Source organism: Arthrobacter crusticola (assembly GCF_004357995.1).
Lineage (GTDB): Bacteria > Actinomycetota > Actinomycetes > Actinomycetales > Micrococcaceae > Arthrobacter_D > Arthrobacter_D crusticola.
Map to the genome: position 1 here is coordinate 605,968 of NZ_SMTK01000002.1, position 17,200 is coordinate 623,167.

The following is a 17,200-nucleotide window of genomic DNA, read 5'->3' on the forward strand; positions in this document are numbered from 1 at the left end:
TTACGATTACTGGATGCGGGAGCGATGACGGTTTCTACACTTGCCGGCGGGCGCTATGCGCTGGGCCGGCGCGTGGGCGCCGGAGGCATGGCCGAGGTGTATCTGGGCCGTGATACCCGGCTCGAGCGTGATGTCGCCATCAAGGTGTTCCGGCCCGGCACCGCCGACGGCATCGAACGCGGATCCGTCGAGGCGAGGTTGCTCGCAGGGCTGGACCACCCGGGGCTGGTCCGGGTGCTCGACATGGACACTGAACACGCCTCCGGCGACGGCGCCTACCTCGTGATGGAGTACATTCCGGGCCCGGACCTGGGAGTGGTGCTCCGCACCGGCCCGCTCACCCCCGACGGCGCCCGCCACGCGGGCCTTGACCTTTCGCGGGCCCTCCACCATATCCACCAGCGCGGCGTCATCCACCGGGACATCAAACCCTCGAACATCCTCACCCGCGACGCCGAGCCCGGAAGCGGTGTTTTCACCTACCTGCTGACCGACTTCGGCATTGCCCGGTTCTTCGACGGCAGCGGCATGACGGCCACGGGGCAGGTCATCGGCAGCGCCGCCTACTTCAGCCCCGAGCAGGCCCGCGGGGAGAAGGTGGGAACGCCCACCGACATCTATTCGCTGGGCCTGGTCCTGATCGAGTGCCTGACCGGCGAACGGGCCTTCCCCGGGACCGGGGTGGAGAGCGCCCTGGCCCGGCTGCACCGCAGCCCCTCCATCCCGGCGTGCGCCGGCGCCGCCATGGGCGAACTCCTGGCCGCCATGACCCTCGACGATCCCGGTGCCCGCCCCGACGCCCGTGCCGTCGCGACGGCCCTGGCGGAGCTCGACGGCGGCGCGCCAGGTGCCGCTGTGCATGCCGCCCCGGCGCCCCTCGAACCCACGCAGGCGATGCGCGCGGCGGACGGCCCGGCTCCTGGCCCGGGTGCGGCGCCCGGCGCGGCGGCGGGGAGTCCGGTGGCGCGGGTGGACGTGCCCACGGCTGCCGTGCCGGTAGCGGCGGCACCCACGGTGGCCCTGCCCGCGGCACCGGTTGCGGCGGCACCTCTTACGGCAACGCCGACTGCTGCAGCACCCCTTGCTTCAGCTCCCGCTGCGGTGGCATCGGCTGCTGCAGCGGCACCGGCGAGGACCATCCCCGTCGGTGCCGCGCCGGCCGCCCCACCCGCCGGTGGGGGTCCCGGCCGGGGCCCGGACACCGCAGAGTTCCCCGGGCCGGTGGGTGCCTCTCCGGTCGTCGATCCGGACCGGCCTACTCCCTCAGGCGGGGACCGCGGAACGCGGCGCAGGCGGGTTCCGGGCTGGCTGATCGTCGGAACCCTGGTCCTGGCGGCGCTGGCGGTGGTGGCCGCGGTGCTGCTGAACCGGCCCGCAGGATCGGGTGTCGACCCCGAACCCCTGCCATCGGTGCCGGGAACCACCGGCGAGCGGCTTGAGGAACTTTACGAAAGCGTGAACCCATGATGCTGAGTATCCGGCGGGCCGTATCCCGACCGGTCCTGGTGGCCGCCGTGGCCGGGGCGCTGGCCCTGGCCGGCTGCGGAGCGCCCGGCGCGTTGGACGCGGAGGCCGCCCGGGAGCTTCAGGCCTCGGTGCGGGAAATCGCCGGACTCACCGCCGCCGGGAACAGGCAGGCGGCCCTGGACCGCGCCGGGGCCCTGCGGCAGGAGGTTGAGGCGGCGGCCGCCGACGGCGCGATGTCCGAGGACCGCGCAGCGTTGATCTCGGCGAGGATCGACGCCGTCGTTGCCTCCCTCGAGGAGACCGGGGAGGAGCCGACCCCTTCGGCGTCGACGACGCCTCCGGCCGGCACGGGCCCCGCCCCGGCGACCTCCGCCGCCCCGCCCGCGCCTGTGGTTCCGGCTCCGGTCGAGCCGGCGCCGGTTGAACCCTCGCCGGCCGCGCCGGAACCGGAGACGGAGGCTCCGGAGCCCGGGCAGCCCGCACCGGAGGAGCCCACGCCCGAGGAACCGAAGCCCGCGGAACCAACATCTGAGGAACCGAACGACCCCGAGGACCCGGGCAAGGGCAACGAGAAGGACGACAAGGACGACGCCGGGAAGGGCAACGACGACCGCGGCAAGGGGAAGCCGGAGGGGTCAAAGAAGGACGGCTGACCGCCCGCCGCTTAGGAGCGGATGGCAGCGATGACCGACCCCGCCGACACGGTGTCGCCCGGGGCGGCGGAAAGGCCGGACAGGGTGCCCGACTTGTGGGCGGTGAGCGGCTGTTCCATCTTCATCGCCTCGAGGACCACGATGAGGTCGCCTTCGGCCACCTTGTCACCGTCGGAGGCGGCGACCTTCACGATGGTGCCCTGCATGGGCGAGGTTAGGTCGTCACCGTTCGCGACGGCGGTACCTGCCCGGGGGCGCTGGGACTTTTTGGGCTTGCCCGCCGCCGCCGCGGCCGGCCGGCCGTTGCCCGCGCCCAGCCCGGCCGGGAGGACGACCTCGAGGCGGCGTCCGCCCACCTCGACGGTGACCCGCTGCCGGGATTCCTCGGGAGCCGGGTCGGCGCCGGTGGGGACCCACGGATCGATCCGGTTGTCGAACTCGGTCTCGATCCACCGGGTGTGGACCGCGAAGGGACCCTCGGCGGGGGCGAAGGCCGGATCGGCGACCACCGCGGCGTGGAAGGGAAGCACGGTGGGCATCCCGCCGACCTGCATTTCGGCGATGGCGCGCCGGGCCCGCTGCAGGGCCTGCTCCCGGGAGGCGCCGGTGACGATGAGCTTGGCCAGCATCGAGTCGAAGTTCCCGCCGATCACCTCGCCCTGCTCCACGCCGGAGTCGACGCGGACGCCGGGACCGGTGGGCAGCTTCAGCGTCTCGACGGTGCCGGGGGAGGGAAGGAAGCCCCGGCCGGCGTCCTCGCCGTTGATGCGGAACTCGAAGGAGTGCCCGCGCACCTCGGGATCGCCGTAGCCAAGGGCTTCACCGCGGGCGATCCGGAACTGTTCGCGCACCAGGTCGATGCCGGTGACCTCCTCGGAGACCGGGTGCTCAACCTGAAGCCGGGTGTTGACCTCGAGGAAGGAGATGGTGCCGTCCTTGCCGACGAGGAATTCGCAGGTGCCGGCACCCTGGTAGCTTGCCTCGCGCAGGATCGCCTTGGACGCCTCGTAGAGGCGCTCGTTCTGGGCCGGCGTCAGGAACGGTGCCGGCGCCTCCTCGACCAGCTTCTGGTTGCGGCGCTGCAGCGAGCAGTCGCGGGTGGAGACGACGACGACGTTGCCGTGCGCGTCGGCCAGACACTGGGTCTCGACGTGGCGCGGGGCGTCGAGGAAGCGCTCGACGAAGCACTCGCCGCGGCCGAAGGCGGCGGTGGCCTCGCGGACCGCCGAATCGTAGAGCTCGGGGATTTCCTCGCGCTCGCGGACCACCTTGATGCCGCGGCCGCCGCCACCGAAGGCGGCCTTGATGGCGATGGGCAGGCCGAACTCGTCGGCGAAGTCGAGCACCTCCTGGACAGAGGCGACGGGGTCCTTCGTTCCGGGGACCAGCGGGGCGCCCACCTTGTCGGCGATGTGGCGGGCCTGCACCTTGTCGCCGAGTTTGGAGATGGCATCCGGGGACGGGCCGATCCAGGTCAGTCCGGCCTCCTGGACGCGCCGGGCGAAGTCGGCGTTCTCGGAGAGGAAGCCGTAGCCGGGGTGGATGGCGTCGGCGCCGCTGCGCCGGGCGGCGTCCAGGATGCGGTCCATCACCAGGTAGGACTCGGCGGCGGTGGTCCCGCCGAGGGCGAAGGCCTCATCGGCGAGGCGCACGTGGAGGGCCTCCCGGTCCGAATCCGCGTACACGGCGACCGAGGCGATGCCCTCGTCGCGTGCGGCCCGGATGACGCGGACGGCGATTTCGCCGCGGTTCGCGACGAGCACCTTCGTCACCGAGGTGGACACGGCGTCGGGGGCGGCGGAGGGCGGCAGGGGCGCGGGGACAGCGCCTGACGGTGGTGTGCTCATGGGGTGGAATGCTCCTTCGGGTCTGATCGGAGCCTAGCGCCAAATTGTTGATTCCGCCCATAAACGGTGCCGTCGTTGCGTGTTGCGGGCGCTTCCTTTGTAGGGGTCCTACAAATCGCTCAGGCGCGGCCCGCAGATTCCCACAGGTCGGTCACCGGGACGCCCGCCGAGGCCAGCAGCGCGCGGAGCGTGGAGATGCTCAGCCCGACCACTGTGTGCGGATCGCCCTCGATGCGCTCGATGAACGCGCCGCCCAGCCCGTCGATGGTGAAGGACCCGGCGCAGTGAAGGGGCTCCCCGCTGGCGACGTAGGCGTCCACCTCCTGCTCGGACATCACCCCGAAGTGGACGGTGGCGGAGTTGACCCCGCCGATGGTGGCACCGGAGCCGTCCTCCCGGTTGTCGACCAGCCAGTGCCCGGTGTGAAGCACTCCGGAGGAGCCGCTCATGCGCCGGATGCGGGCGCGGGCGACGTCGGCCTCGTAGGGCTTTCCGTGCGCTTCACCCTCGAATTCGAAGATGGAGTCGCACCCCACCACGAGGGCGTCCTCGGCCTCGGGCAGGGAGGCGACCGCTTCGGCCTTGGCCCGCGCGAGCAGCAGGGAGGTGTCGTAGGCATCGAGCTCCCCGTACCCTGCCGCGACGGCGGCCTCGTCCACGTCCGAGACGAGGGTGGTGTGCCGGATGCCGGCCTCCCGAAGGAGTTTGGTGCGGGCGGGGGAGGCCGAGGCGAGGATCAGGCGCGGAGTCATCCCCCTACCCTATGCAGGCGGCGGGCCGGCAGAGAACCGGGGCGGGCGGCGGCCCGCCCCGGACCGCTAGCTCAGCAGCGCCCGGCGGAGCGTGTCCAGCCCCACCGACCCGAGGTTGAGGGCGCGGGTGTGGAAGGTCCGCAGGTCGAAGGCGGCGCCCTCGCGTTCCTTGACCTCGTCGCGGATCTGCTCCCAGAGCCGCTGCCCCACCTTGTAGGAGGGGGCCTGCCCGGGCCAGCCGAGGTACCGGTTGAACTCGAAGTTCAGCTGGCCCTCGCTGATGGCGATATTGCTCCTGAGGAATTCGTAGCCCTTCTCGGGGGTCCAGGTGCCCGAACCCCACCGCTGCGGCACCTCGAGTTCGAGGTGAACACCGATGTCGAAGACCACGCGGGCGGCACGCATCCGCTGGGCGTCGAGCATCCCCAGCCGGTCGCCCGGATCGTCGAGGAAGCCGAGTTCCTGCATCAGGCGTTCGGCGTAGAGCGCCCACCCCTCGCCCTGGCCGGAGACCCACACGGCGTTACGCCGCCAGGAGTTCAGCAGCCGCCGCTGGTAGACGGCGGTGGCGACCTGGAGGTGGTGGCCCGGCACGCCCTCGTGGTAGACGGTCGTCGTCTCCTTCCAGGTGGTGAAGGAGTCCTCACCCTCGGGCACCGACCACCACATGCGTCCGGGCCGGGAGAAGTCGTCGCTCGGCCCGGTGTAGTAGATGCCGCCCTCATGGGTGGGGGCGATCCGGCACTCGAGGGTGCGCATGATCTCGGGAATGTCGAAGTGCACCCCGGCGAGGGCCTGCACCGCGCCGTCGGACAGCTCCTGCATCCACTCGCGCAGCGCGTCGGTGCCGTGGAGCTGGCGGGCCGGATCGGCATCGAGGACCGCGATGGCCTCCTCGATGGAGGCGCCGGGCCGGATCTCCGAGGCGACCGCCTCCTGCTCGGCGATGATGCGGTCGAGTTCCTCGACGCCCCACTGGTACGTCTCCTCGAGGTCGACGGCGGATCCGAGGAACAGGCGCGACATCAGGGCGTAGCGTTCACGGCCGACCGCGTCCTTGGTGGGGGCGCCCGGCAGCAGCTCCTCCTGCAGGAACGCAGCGAGCCCGCGGTAGGCCCGGCGGGCGGCTTCGGCTCCGCTGCGCAGCTCGGCGGCGAGCGGCCCGGTCACCGGCCCGTCGTCCGTCGCCGCGCCCGCGGCGAAGCTGTCGAAGAAGCCGCCGTCCTCGGCGTACCGGATGACCTGCTCGATGACGATGCCGATCTGGCGGGCGGCAGCGACGAGGCCCAGCTCCCATCCGCGGCGCAGGGAGGTGATGTAGCCCGAGAGGGCGGCCGGGACGTTCGACAGGCGGCCGGCGATGTGCGCCCAGTGCTCTTCGGTGGCCGTGGGCATGAGGTCGAAGATGGCCCGGACGTTCTGGGCGGGGCTTTCGAGGTTGTTGAGCTCGGAGAGGTTCGCCCCGGTGTCATGGATCTCCAGTTCAAGCCCGAGGCGTTCGCGCATCGCGTCGAGGGTGACGGCGTCGACGTCGTCGACCGGCTCGAGTCCGGAGAGGTCGGCCAGGGCGGAGCGGGCCGCTTCGGCGAATGCCTCGATGCCGGCCGGGGAATAGTCCCGGAATTCGGTCTCCCGGCCCGGAACGCCGAGGACCGTGGCGAATCCGGGGTCCAACCGGGTCAGGGTGGCGGTGTAGGTCTCCGCCACGGCGTCGATGGCCGTTGGCTGCCGTGCGGCACCGTCGGCGCCGGGGCCGGACGGGGTGGAAGGGGTGGAGGCAGGGGCGGTCTCGTTGGTCACAGCCCGAGCCTAGCGCCGTCCGTTGCCCCGGGCCACGGTTCAGCCAAAATTTCCGCGGCAGGTCCGGGCGGCTCCGCGCGGCGCCGCCCGAAAAACCCCGTCCCATCACCGGGGCACCTAGGGTGAAGGCATGAACACGGCGGCGGGGGACCCGCGGAGGAATTTTCAGCACCAGGGGCGGGACCAGGGGCGCGATCACGCGCAGGATCAGGACCGGCATCCCGGATGGCCCGACCGGCCGGGACCCGTTCCGCCGGAGGAGGCCCTGCGCCGGAGTGCCTACCGGGTTGGTGCGGCGTTGTTGGCCGGAGCGCCCGGGAAGAATCCCGTGACGAGCCCGGCCAGTGCCCTGTGCGCCCTGCTGATGCTGCGGGCCGGGGCCGGCTCCAGCACGGCCGCCGAACTCGACGGCGTCCTCGGCCTGCCGGCGGAGGGCGGCGATACCGCCCTTGAAGCCCTGCTGGCCCGGCTGGCACCGTACGACGGCGACCCCGGGGCGGTCGATGTCCAGGAGCCGCCGGCTCTCCCGGTGCTGCACCTGGCGAACGGCGTGTTCGTCGACCGGTGGACACCCATAGGGGACGCCTTCCTCGCCACGCTGGCCCGCCACCCCGGGGCCGGCGTGTTTCCCGTTGACTTCGCCGATCCCGCAACGGAGGCGGTGCTGAACGGCTGGGTGTCCGAGGCCACCGGCGGGCGCATGACGGAGGCGCCCTGTGAATACAACCCGGATACGACCCTGTCGCTGATCAACACCGCGTACTTCGCGGCCGCCTGGGCTGAACCCTTCGACCCGTCCGGCACCTACCCCGAGGACTTCCGGCTGCCCGACGGCACCACCGTGGCGGTCGATCGAATGCACACCCGCACGCCGGCCCGGTACGCCGCAGGGCCCCGGTGGGAGGCGGTCGACGTCCCCTACACCGAGGGGTTCGTGCTGCGGATCGTGCTCGCCGACGGTGACGCCGGGGCCGACGCCGGGCCGGCTCTGCCTGCGTCCTCGGAGGAGGCGCTGCTTGAGGTCTCAGGGGTGATGGAGGAGGCCGGTGAGGTCTTCCTGGGGCTTGGCCTGCCGCGCTGGGAATCCGACAGCGCCTTCGACCTGCTGCCGCTGCTGCGCAGGCTCGGCCTCCGGGAAACCCTTGGCGCCGCACCGGACCTTTCTGCTATCCACCCCGACGCGGCCGTATCAGCGGCCGCCCAGGCCGCCTCGATCACCGTGGGGGAGAAGGGGACGGTCGCCGCGGCGGTGACCCAGTTCGAACTGATGGCCACCTCGGTGCCGGTCGATCCGGAACTGGTGGTCGAGATCGATCGGCCGTTCCTCTACGCAGTGCTCCACGAGGCCACCGGCCTGCCCTTGTTCCTCGGAACCGTCACCGACCCGCGCTGATCAACGCGTGCTGATCAACCTACGCTGATCGGCAAGTGCGGACCGCGTGCACACGGCGCAGCGATCCGGGCAGAACGCCGGGTTCCACCGAAGCCGGGAGCGACCCGGCGGCGGAGGATGGTCGGGAACGCGGCGGCGACCCTACCTGCCGCTGCGCCGCCAGGACCCGGGCCCGGGCAGCGGGTGCAGGCGCAGCAGGGTCCGGCGCAGCCAGGCCCGGCCCGGGTGGCGCCGGTCGTTGGACTCCGCCGAGTCCGCCATCGCCAGGACGACGGCGGTCAGCGCGGCCACCTCCTCGTCGGTGGGGTTCCCCGCCACCACGCGGAGCAGCGGCTCCTCCTCCGGGGTCTTGGTGCTCACAGCGGGATGTTCCCGTGCTTCTTGGCGGGCAGGGTGGCCCGCTTGTCACGCAGCGCCCGCAGCGCCCGCACCACCTGGACCCGCGTGTCGGAGGGGGCGATGACGGCGTCGACATAGCCGAGCTGTGCCGCCTGGTAGGGGTTGAGCAGCTCCTCTTCGTACTGTGAAACGACCTCGGCGCGCGCTGCCTCGACGTCGCCGCCGGCCTCCGCGACGGCCTTCAGGTGGCCGCGGTAGAGAATGTTCACGGCGCCCTGGGCGCCCATGACGCCGATCTGCGCCGTCGGCCAGGCCAGGTTGAGGTCCGCCCCGAGCTTCTTCGAGCCCATCACGATGTATGCCCCGCCGTAGGCCTTGCGCGTAATCACCGTCACCTTGGGAACGGTCGCCTCGGCGTAGGCGTAGAGGAGCTTTGCGCCGCGGCGGATGATGCCGTTGAACTCCTGGTCCTTGCCGGGCAGGAAGCCCGGCACGTCGACGAGGGTCAGGATGGGGATGTTGAAGGCGTCACAGTGGCGGACGAAGCGGGCAGCCTTCTCGGAGGCGTTGATGTCGAGGGTCCCGGCGAACTGCATCGGCTGGTTGGCGACGATGCCGATGGTGTGGCCCTCCACCCGCGCGTACCCGATGAGCACGTTCGGCGCGTAGAGCGCCTGCATCTCAAGGAAGTGGCCGTCGTCGACGATCGCGGCGATGACAGCGTGCATGTCGTAGGGCTGGTTCGCCGAATCCGGTATCAGCGTGTCGAGCGCCTCGTCCTCGAGCGTCGTCTCGAGCATCTCGGTGAACTCCCCGAGCGGGGCCTCGGCGAGGTTGTTCGAGGGAAGGTAGTCGAGCAGTTCGCGCACGAAGCCGACGGCGTCCTGTTCGTCGGCCGCGAGGTAGGTCGAGGTGCCGGTCGTGGTGTTGTGCTGGCGTGCGCCGCCGAGCGTCTCCATGTCGACGTCCTCGCCGGTGACGGTCTTGATGACGTCCGGGCCGGTGATGAACATGTGGGAGGTCTTGTCGACCATCACCACGTAATCGGTGAGGGCCGGCGAGTAGGCGGCCCCGCCCGCGCACGGCCCGAGGATCAGGGAGATCTGGGGGACGACGCCGGAGGCATGGACGTTGTTGCGGAAGATGTCGGCGAACATCGCCAGGGAGGCGACGCCCTCCTGGATGCGGGCCCCGCCGCCGTCGTTGATGCCGACCACCGGGCAGCCGTTGCGGAGCGCGAACTCCTGGACCTTGACGATTTTCTCGCCGTTGACCTGGCTGAGGGAGCCGCCGAAGACGGTGAAGTCCTGGCTGTAGATCCCGATGAGGCGGCCGTCGACGGTGGCGTAGCCGGAGACCACGCCGTCCCCAAGGGGCCGTTTCTTGTCCATGCCGAACGCGTTCGAGCGGTGGACGGCCAGGGCGTCGAACTCGACGAAGGACCCCGGGTCGACGAGGAGGTCGATGCGCTCGCGGGCCGTGTTCTTGCCGCGTGCGTGCTGGCGTTCAACGGCTTCGGGGCCGGAAGGCAGCAGCGACTGGCCCTGCCGGCGCCGGAAATCGGCGAGCTTGCCGGCGGTCGTCTTGAGGTCGGGTTCCACGTCTTGCTTCATTGAATCTCCGAGTGCAGGGGGTAGGGCGGGCGTCTGGCGCGGCCGCCTCCGGAGGGCTCCTTGTGAGGAATCCTCCAAAAAAACGAGCGACCGTCCCAGTCTAGTGAGCTTAGGGGCCCCTCCGACTGTAGGACTCCTACAGGTTCCGGCGCGAACAGTTAGTCCGACCCCTCGGGTTACTCATCGGTAACATTCGGTGCGTCGGAGGCGCTGCGGGGCTCCCGCCTGCGTATTCTTGCCGGATGACCGCCAGCAACGCAGCACAGACACCAGCAGAGAACCCAGCCCCGATGCCGGCCGCCGACCCGCCGGCGGCACCCCTGCGCGGGCGCACCCTCCTGATGTCGGGCGGGAGCCGGGGCATCGGCCTGGCGATCGCGCTGCGTGCCGCCCGAGACGGAGCGAACATTGTGCTCCTGGCCAAGACCGGCGAGCCGCACCCGAAGCTCGAGGGAACGGTCTCCAGCGCCGCGCGCCTCATCGAGGAGGCCGGCGGATCGGCCCTGCCCCTCGTCGGCGATGTCCGCCGTGACGAGGACGTGCGCGGCGCCGTGGACGCCGCGCTCGAGCGCTTCGGCCGGATCGACGCCGTCATCAACAACGCCTCAGCCATCGACCTCTCGCGCACCCCCGAGGTCGACATGAAGCGCTACGACCTGATGGCCGACGTGAACGTCCGGGGCACCTTTCTGCTCAGCAAGTTCTCGCTCGACGGGCTGCGCCGCTCCGACAATCCGCACATCCTGACCCTCTCCCCGCCGCTGAACCTTGACCCGAAGTGGGCCGGCGCCCACCTCGCCTACACCCTGGCCAAGTACGGGATGAGCCTGACCACGCTCGGCCTGGCGGAGGAGCTGCGCGCGGAGGGCATTGCCGTGAACTCCCTGTGGCCGAAGACCCTGATCGACACCGCGGCGATCCGCAATATGCCAGGCGGGGGCACCCTGGTCCAGGCCGCCCGCCGCCCGGAGATCGTCGCCGACGCGGCACACGCGGTCCTCTCGCGCAGCGCACGCAGCTGCACCGGCAACTTCTTCACCGACGAGGAGGTGCTCCGGGAGGAGGGAGTGAGCGACTTTCGCCCCTACAGCCTGGGCGCGCCCGAGGACCGGCTGGTGCAGGACATTTTCCTGTGAGCCGGTGGGCGCTGCCCGGCTGGGTAGAATCGGAGGCATGACCAACCGCTACTCAAACCTGGAGCGACCCGGTTTGGACGCGGCGGCGCTGTCGGTGGCCCTGTGCGCCCCGGCCGGACCGTATGCGCGCGTGGAACTGGTGCAGGAAACCGGCTCCACCAACGACGATCTGGCCGGACTGGCCGAGCTGGAACCGGAGCAGTGGCCTGACCTGTCGGTGCTGACGGCGGAGATGCAACGCGCCGGGCGCGGACGGCTCGGCCGCAGCTGGGTGGCCCCCGAGCGGTCCTCCCTGATCGTGAGCCTGCTGCTGCGGCCCGTCAATGCCGGCGGCAGGCCCCTCCCCACCGAGAGCTACTCCTGGCTTTCGCTGCTTGCCGCCTTGGCCCTGGCCGAGAGCGTCGAGGACCGCACCGAGGTGAGCCCGCAGCTGAAGTGGCCCAACGATGTCATCGTCGATTCGCGAAAGCTGGCCGGGGTGCTCGCCCGGTTTGTTCCAGGATCCAACGGCTCGCCGCCGGCCCTGGTCGTGGGGGTGGGGCTCAATGTCAGCCTCACGGACGCGGAGCTGCCGGTGCCCACCGCCACCTCCCTGCTGCTCGAGTATGCGGGCACCACCGACCGCAATATCCTCCTGAAGTCCTTCCTCCGCACCTTCGCCGCCCGCTATTCCGCCTTCTGCGCCGTCGACGGCGACGCCTCGGCAACCCTCGCGGACGGGAGCTCCCTCGCCGCTTCGGTCTCCGGCCGGATGCACACCCTCGGGCGGGCGGTCCGTGCCGAGCTGCCCGGGGGCCGCGAACTGACCGGCCACGCGCTGGCGCTCGATGAGCGCGGCGGGCTCGTGCTGCGCGACGACGACGGCGGGCGGCACACCGTCTCCGTCGGCGACATCGTGCACCTGCGGCCCGCGGGTCGGGACGCCGGATGACGTCGTTCGCCAGAGTGGGATGGCCTCCGCGCGGCCCCGGCGGGAGCGTTCCCGCCGCCGCGCAGGCGACCGGCGTGCGCACCGCCCCGGGGCCGTTGCGATGAAGGTCAGACTCGCCCCCGGCGAGCAGGTCCTCACCCGGACCCGGGCGACGCCGCGGAGCCTCTTCTGGCCGTCGATGGGCGCCCTGGCCGTGCTCGCCGTCGGCGGCTACACCCTGGGCTGGCTCAGCCGCGCCGCGGTACCGCCGGAGCTGCAGCAGTGGCAGCCCCTGCTCGTCACGGTGGCGACCGTCGGCGGCGGCCTGCTGCTGCTGCGGATGTTCCTCCGTCCGCTGCTGCGCTGGCTGGCCGGCCGCTATATCCTGACCAGCCAGCGGCTCATCCACCGCCGCGGGATGACCAAGCGCAGCCTGTACGAGGTGCCGCTGGCCGCCGTCCACCAGGTGGGGGTGACCCAGTCCCTGGTACAGCGGCCTTTCGGCAGCGGCACGCTCACCCTTGATCTGGGCTTCGGCCGGTCGGTCAGCTACCGCGATGTGCCCTGCGCCGCCGTGTTCCGGGACCACGTCGCCGAAGCGATCGGGGAGCTCCCGCAGTCGGCTCTCTTTAACGGCCGTGCCATGATGGGCCAGCCCGGTCCGGCCCAGTGGCCGCAGGAGGGGCAGCCCTCCCATCCGGAGGCGCGGCAGGAGGGCCCCGGAGGGACCTGGAGGGGGACGGTATGACCGCCGCAAGCCGTCCCGATGCCGACGCCGCCGTGCCCCCGCCGCCCAAGGCCGTGTGGCAGCCGCAGGAACTGCCGGAATCGAACGGGCAACCCGTCGAATGCCCGGACCCAGTGCCCGAGCCCGTACCCACTTCCGCGTCGGTGCCCGCGCCCGCCTCCGCCACGGCGGACCCGCACCGCGAAGCGATCCGGGCGCTGGAGATTGAACTCCTCGGGGCCGAACGCACCCTGCGCCGGCGCGAGGTGGCCGCCCGCGCCGGGGTCTCCCTGCTGTCGGCCCGCAAGCTCTGGCGCGCCATGGGCTTCCCCAATATCGGGGACGAGGATGTCGCGTTCACCGAGAAGGACAAGGACGCGCTGACGACCATCATCGAGCTGGTCCGGCAGGAACAGCTCACCGAGGACGCCGCCATCTCCATCACCCGGGCGGTCGGCCAGATGACCGACCGCATGGTGGTGTGGCAGATCGAGGCCATCGTCGAGGAGATGGTCGTCCAGCGCGGCATCCCGGACGCCGTCGCCCGCAAGGCGCTGGTCTCGGAACTCCCCGACCTGATCGAGCCCCTCGAGAAGATGCTGGTGTACGCGTGGCGGCGCCAGATGAACGCCGCCGTGCAGCGCCTGGCCCTCCGGGCCGAGTCGGGCCTGCGGGCGAGCGAGGAGGGCCGGGACGGCCACGAGGACGACGCGCCGCTGCCGCTGGCGCGCGCCGTCGGCTTCGCGGACCTGGTGTCCTACACCAGCCTGTCCCGGCAGATGAACGAGCGTACCCTCGCCCAGCTGGTCCAGCGGTTCGAGAACAAGTGCGCGGAGATCATCTCGGTCGGCGGCGGCCGGCTGGTGAAGACCATCGGCGATGAAGTCCTCTACATCGCCGAATCGCCCGAGGCCGGGGCGGAGATCTCCCTGGCCCTGGCCAAGGCCTTCACCGAGGACGATCTGCTGCCCTCGGCCCGGGTCTCCATGGTGTGGGGCAGGATCCTCTCCCGCCTCGGCGACATCTACGGGCCCACGGTCAATCTTGCCGCACGGCTGACGTCCCTGGCGGAACCGGGCACCGTGCTCATCGACGCCATGACGGCCTCCACCCTCGGCGGCAATGAGAAGTTTGTCCTGATTCCGCAGCAGGCCCGCACCGTGCGCGGTTTCGGGGAGGTCCACCCGGTGACCCTGGCGCGGGGGACCGGCAGCGGGCTGGTGCTCGACTGAGCACCCGCCCGACCGCACGACGGCGCCCGGCGCAGCCTCCGCTGGTGACCTACCGCACTCCAGTGCAGAATGGACAGATGACCGACCAGCTGAACGCCCCCGCGGGCAGGCACCCGCTCCCCGCCCCCCGCACCGGTCGGCTGCCCGGGGCGGCTCGATGAGCGGTTCGATCGAGGTTCCCGCGGACGCGGGCCAGGGCCTGCGCGTGGTGTGCGGGTACGCCACGCACACCGGGCTGCGCCGCGACAACAACGAGGACTCGCTGATCGCGGCGGACCCGATCTTCGCCGTCGCCGATGGCATGGGCGGCCACGAGGCGGGGGAGGTAGCCAGCGGCCTCTGCGTGCAGACCCTCGGCATGAGCGCGATCGCCGGCACCCGGCTGCCCCGGCTCACCGCCGAGGACCTCGACGAGCTGGTGCAGGAGGCCGACGCCCGCATCCGTCAGGAGACCAGCGGACGCGCCGGGACCACCCTCAGCGGCGTGGTGCTCGTCGAGGCGGCCGGTACCCCCCACTGGCTGTTCTTCAATGTCGGAGACTCCCGCACCTACCGTCTGAGCCAGGGACAGTTCGGCCAGGTCACCGTCGACCACTCCGAGGTCCAGGAGCTTGTCGACACCGGGCAGATCACCGAGGAACAGGCCCGCACCCACCCGCGCCGGCATGTGGTCACCCGCGCCCTGGGCACGGGCGACGACGCCGAGCCGGACTTCTGGCTGCTGCCGGTGGAGGAGGGGGACCGCATCCTCGTGTGCTCCGACGGACTCAGCGGTGAACTCACCGACGAGGAGATATGCGGGATCCTCGCCGCCGTCGCGGACCCTCAGGAGGCGGCCGACACCCTCATCGAGGCCACCCTGCGCTCCGGTGCGCGGGACAACGTCTCGGTCATCGTCATCGACGCCACGGGAGTCCCGGCGGCGCCCTGAGCCCTGCTAGAACGCCCGGCGGGTGTAGGGCAAGATGGGACGGTGACCTCAGGAACAGAAGACGCTCTCAGCACCACCGGCCCCGCGGACGGCACTCCAAGCGAAGACCTCCGGGAGGAATACCGGAACCTCGCCGACGCCATCCGTGCCCACCGGTACGCGTACTACCAGGAGAACGCCCCGACCGTCTCCGACGCCGAGTTCGACGAGCTGTTCCGCCGACTCGAAACCATCGAGGCCCTGCACCCCGAGCTGGTCTCGAACGACTCCCCGACCCAGGAGGTCGGCGGGGACGTCTCCTCGGCCTTTGCGCCCGTGGAGCACCTCCAGCGCATGTATAGCATCGAGGACGTCTTCTCGCTCGAGGAGCTCACCGTCTGGCTCCGGCGCGCCCTGGCCGGCATCGAGCAGCGCAGCCCCGGCAGCAGTGTCCGCTGGCTCACCGAGCTGAAGATCGACGGCCTGGCGGTCAACCTGCTCTACCGCAATGGGGAACTGGTGCGCGCCGCCACCCGAGGGGACGGCGTCACCGGCGAGGACATCACCCACAACGTGCTCACCATTGCCTCCATTCCGCGGCAGCTCAGCGGCGACGACGTGCCCGAAGAGGTCGAGGTCCGCGGCGAGGTGTTCATCCCCTCCAAGGACTTCGCCGCGCTCAACGAGCGCATGGTCGCCGCCGGCAAGGCGCCCTTCGCCAACCCGCGGAACGCCGCCGCCGGATCCCTGCGGCAGAAGGACCCGGCCCTGACGGCCGAGCGCCCGCTCGACGCCTACATGCACGGCATCGGTGCGCGCACCGGCCTCACCGCCGAGGCGCAGTCCGAGACCTACGAGCTGCTGCGCCGCTGGGGCCTGCCGGTCTCGCCCTATTCCGAGGTGCTCGACGACGAGGAAGCCATCGTCGGGTTCATCGAACGCTACGGCGACAAACGGCACTCGCTGCGCCACGAGATCGACGGCATCGTGGTGAAGGTCGACAGCTTCGCCCTGCAGCGGGCCCTCGGACACACCTCCCGGGTGCCCCGCTGGTGCGTCGCCTACAAGTACCCGCCCGAGGAGGTCAACACCAAGCTGCTCGACATCCTCGTCAACGTCGGCCGCACCGGGCGGGTGACGCCCTTCGGACTGATGGAGCCGGTCAAGGTGGCCGGCTCGACGGTCAGCATGGCCACTCTCCACAACCAGGAGGTGGTCAAGGCCAAGGGTGTGAAGATTGGCGACATCGTCGTCCTGCGCAAGGCCGGCGACGTCATCCCTGAAATTGTCGGGCCCGTGGTCGCACTGCGCGACAGCCAAGACCCCCCGGTGCGCGACTTCGTCATGCCTACCGAGTGCCCCTCCTGTGGAACGCCCCTGCAGCCGGCGAAGGAGGGCGACGTCGACATCCGCTGCCCCAACGCCCGGTCCTGCCCCTCCCAGCTGCGCGAGCGCGTCTTCCATCTCGCCGGCCGGGGAGCGTTCGACATCGAGGCCCTCGGCTGGGAGGCGGCCATCGCCCTGACCCGGCCCGCCGAGCCGGCGGTGCCGCCGATCACCACCGAGGCGCAGATCTTCAACCTGACCCCGGAGATGCTCGCCGATGTGAGGATCGAGCGGGACAAGAAGGTCAAGGGGGAGGTGGTGGGACGCGAACTCGTTCCCTACTTCTACTCCAAGGGGACGGCGAAGAAACCCTCCGAGCCCAGCGCCACGACCCGCAAGCTGTTCGTGGAGCTCGAAAAGGCGAAGAAGCAGCCGCTGTGGCGGGTCCTTGTGGCCCTGTCCATCCGGCACGTCGGGCCCACCGCCTCGCGGGCGCTCGCCACGGCCTTCGGGTCGATGGACCGCATCCGCGCCGCGAGCGAGGAGGAGCTGGCGCATGTCGACGGCGTCGGTCCGACCATCGCGGCCGCGCTGAAGGAGTGGTTCGAGGAGGACTGGCACCGCGAGATCGTCGACTCCTGGGCCGCGGCGGGGGTTCGGATGGAGGACGAGCAGGACGAGTCGGTGCCGCGCACCCTCGAGGGCCTCACCGTCGTCGTCACCGGTTCCCTGGAGCGGTACAACCGGGACGAGGCGAAGGAAGCGATCATCACGCGCGGCGGCAAGGCCTCGGGGTCGGTGTCGAAGAACACGAGCTACGTGGTCGCCGGGGAAAACGCGGGCACGAAGCTCGACAAGGCCGAACAGCTGGGCGTTCCGGTGCTGGACGAGGAGGGCTTCGACCGGCTGTTGGCCGACGGTCCCGCGGGCCTGGCCGGCGCCGACGGGGGCGGTCCGGGTGCAAGTGGGCAGGACGCGGATGGCCGGGACACTGGTGATCCGGCGGGGGCGGATTGGACCGCTGACGCCGGGCACGTGCCCCTGGAGCCGGAGGAAGACTAACCGTCGAGTGCGCAGCAAACCACGCTTCGGCTC

At 71.2% G+C, this 17,200-nt stretch carries 14 protein-coding genes; 9 read left to right on the forward strand and 5 right to left on the reverse strand.

Going from position 1 to position 17,200, the window contains the following annotated elements; translation table 11 throughout:
* The first annotated feature begins 24 nt into the window (after positions 1–24).
* Positions 25–1,467 carry a serine/threonine-protein kinase gene (locus E2F48_RS06710; RefSeq protein WP_133403202.1) on the forward strand — a complete coding sequence of 481 codons (1,443 nt, stop codon included), beginning with the start codon at positions 25–27 and terminating at the stop codon, positions 1,465–1,467.
* On the forward strand, positions 1,464–2,120 hold the full coding sequence (locus tag E2F48_RS06715) for a hypothetical protein (RefSeq protein WP_133403203.1): 657 nt from the start codon (positions 1,464–1,466) through the stop codon (positions 2,118–2,120). Before E2F48_RS06710 ends, E2F48_RS06715 begins: the two co-directional genes overlap by 4 nt.
* An 11-nt stretch (positions 2,121–2,131) precedes the next feature.
* Here the strand turns inward: E2F48_RS06715 and E2F48_RS06720 are convergent, their stop codons facing one another.
* The 3 genes from E2F48_RS06720 to E2F48_RS06730 form a co-directional block, all read right to left on the reverse strand.
* Entirely contained in the window at positions 2,132–3,967 is a 1,836-nt protein-coding gene (locus E2F48_RS06720) for an acetyl/propionyl/methylcrotonyl-CoA carboxylase subunit alpha (protein ID WP_133403204.1), read from the reverse strand.
* 119 nt (positions 3,968–4,086) lie between these two features.
* On the reverse strand, positions 4,087–4,719 hold the full coding sequence (locus E2F48_RS06725; protein WP_133403205.1) for a Maf family protein: 633 nt from the start codon (positions 4,717–4,719) through the stop codon (positions 4,087–4,089).
* 66 nt (positions 4,720–4,785) lie between these two features.
* On the reverse strand, positions 4,786–6,519 hold the full coding sequence (locus E2F48_RS06730) for a DUF885 domain-containing protein (protein WP_133403206.1): 1,734 nt from the start codon (positions 6,517–6,519) through the stop codon (positions 4,786–4,788).
* Positions 6,520–6,649: 130 nt separating this feature from the next.
* On the opposite strand from E2F48_RS06730, the gene E2F48_RS06735 reads away from it, so the two are divergent.
* Positions 6,650–7,912 (forward strand): serpin family protein, encoded by a 1,263-nt coding sequence (locus tag E2F48_RS06735; RefSeq protein WP_133403207.1) that lies wholly within the window; start codon positions 6,650–6,652, stop codon positions 7,910–7,912.
* Positions 7,913–8,053: 141 nt separating this feature from the next.
* On the opposite strand, the gene E2F48_RS06740 is transcribed toward E2F48_RS06735, so the two are convergent.
* Together E2F48_RS06740 and E2F48_RS06745 are read right to left on the reverse strand one after the other, a co-directional pair.
* Positions 8,054–8,272: an acyl-CoA carboxylase subunit epsilon gene (locus E2F48_RS06740; RefSeq protein ID WP_133403208.1), complete on the reverse strand. Its 219-nt coding sequence runs from the start codon at positions 8,270–8,272 to the stop codon at positions 8,054–8,056.
* On the reverse strand, positions 8,269–9,852 hold the full coding sequence (locus E2F48_RS06745) for an acyl-CoA carboxylase subunit beta (protein ID WP_133403421.1): 1,584 nt from the start codon (positions 9,850–9,852) through the stop codon (positions 8,269–8,271). Before E2F48_RS06745 ends, E2F48_RS06740 begins: the two co-directional genes overlap by 4 nt.
* A 254-nt stretch (positions 9,853–10,106) precedes the next feature.
* Between E2F48_RS06745 and E2F48_RS06750 the strand changes: the two genes are divergently transcribed.
* From E2F48_RS06750 to ligA, 6 genes are all read left to right on the forward strand, one after another.
* Positions 10,107–11,000, forward strand: a complete 894-nt coding sequence (locus E2F48_RS06750) for an SDR family oxidoreductase (protein WP_133403209.1) — start codon at positions 10,107–10,109, stop codon at positions 10,998–11,000.
* Positions 11,001–11,037: 37 nt separating this feature from the next.
* Positions 11,038–11,931 (forward strand): biotin--[acetyl-CoA-carboxylase] ligase, encoded by an 894-nt coding sequence (locus tag E2F48_RS06755; RefSeq protein WP_133403210.1) that lies wholly within the window; start codon positions 11,038–11,040, stop codon positions 11,929–11,931.
* A 100-nt stretch (positions 11,932–12,031) separates the two neighbouring features.
* Positions 12,032–12,658: a PH domain-containing protein gene (locus E2F48_RS06760; RefSeq protein ID WP_165968708.1), complete on the forward strand. Its 627-nt coding sequence runs from the start codon at positions 12,032–12,034 to the stop codon at positions 12,656–12,658.
* The gene (locus E2F48_RS06765; protein WP_133403212.1) at positions 12,655–13,869 is read left to right on the forward strand and encodes an adenylate/guanylate cyclase domain-containing protein; all 1,215 of its coding nucleotides are present in this window, start codon (positions 12,655–12,657) and stop codon (positions 13,867–13,869) included. The genes E2F48_RS06760 and E2F48_RS06765 overlap by 4 nt, the downstream gene beginning before the upstream one ends.
* Before the next feature lie 157 nt (positions 13,870–14,026).
* Positions 14,027–14,800 carry a PP2C family protein-serine/threonine phosphatase gene (locus E2F48_RS06770; protein ID WP_133403213.1) on the forward strand — a complete coding sequence of 258 codons (774 nt, stop codon included), beginning with the start codon at positions 14,027–14,029 and terminating at the stop codon, positions 14,798–14,800.
* Between the two features lie 42 nt (positions 14,801–14,842).
* A complete protein-coding gene (ligA, locus tag E2F48_RS06775; RefSeq protein ID WP_133403214.1) occupies positions 14,843–17,167 on the forward strand; it encodes an NAD-dependent DNA ligase LigA in 2,325 nt (774 codons plus the stop codon).
* Positions 17,168–17,200 lie beyond the last annotated feature (33 nt).

Coding starts and splice junctions, on each gene's coding strand:
- E2F48_RS06710 (WP_133403202.1), top strand. CDS start 25: ATGACGGTTTCTACACTTGCCGGCGGGCGCTATGCGCTGGGCCGGCGC.
- E2F48_RS06715 (WP_133403203.1), top strand. CDS start 1,464: ATGATGCTGAGTATCCGGCGGGCCGTATCCCGACCGGTCCTGGTGGCC.
- E2F48_RS06720 (WP_133403204.1), bottom strand. CDS start 3,967: ATGAGCACACCACCGTCAGGCGCTGTCCCCGCGCCCCTGCCGCCCTCC.
- E2F48_RS06725 (WP_133403205.1), bottom strand. CDS start 4,719: ATGACTCCGCGCCTGATCCTCGCCTCGGCCTCCCCCGCCCGCACCAAA.
- E2F48_RS06735 (WP_133403207.1), top strand. CDS start 6,650: ATGAACACGGCGGCGGGGGACCCGCGGAGGAATTTTCAGCACCAGGGG.
- E2F48_RS06750 (WP_133403209.1), top strand. CDS start 10,107: ATGACCGCCAGCAACGCAGCACAGACACCAGCAGAGAACCCAGCCCCG.
- E2F48_RS06755 (WP_133403210.1), top strand. CDS start 11,038: ATGACCAACCGCTACTCAAACCTGGAGCGACCCGGTTTGGACGCGGCG.
- E2F48_RS06760 (WP_165968708.1), top strand. CDS start 12,032: ATGAAGGTCAGACTCGCCCCCGGCGAGCAGGTCCTCACCCGGACCCGG.
- E2F48_RS06765 (WP_133403212.1), top strand. CDS start 12,655: ATGACCGCCGCAAGCCGTCCCGATGCCGACGCCGCCGTGCCCCCGCCG.
- E2F48_RS06770 (WP_133403213.1), top strand. CDS start 14,027: ATGAGCGGTTCGATCGAGGTTCCCGCGGACGCGGGCCAGGGCCTGCGC.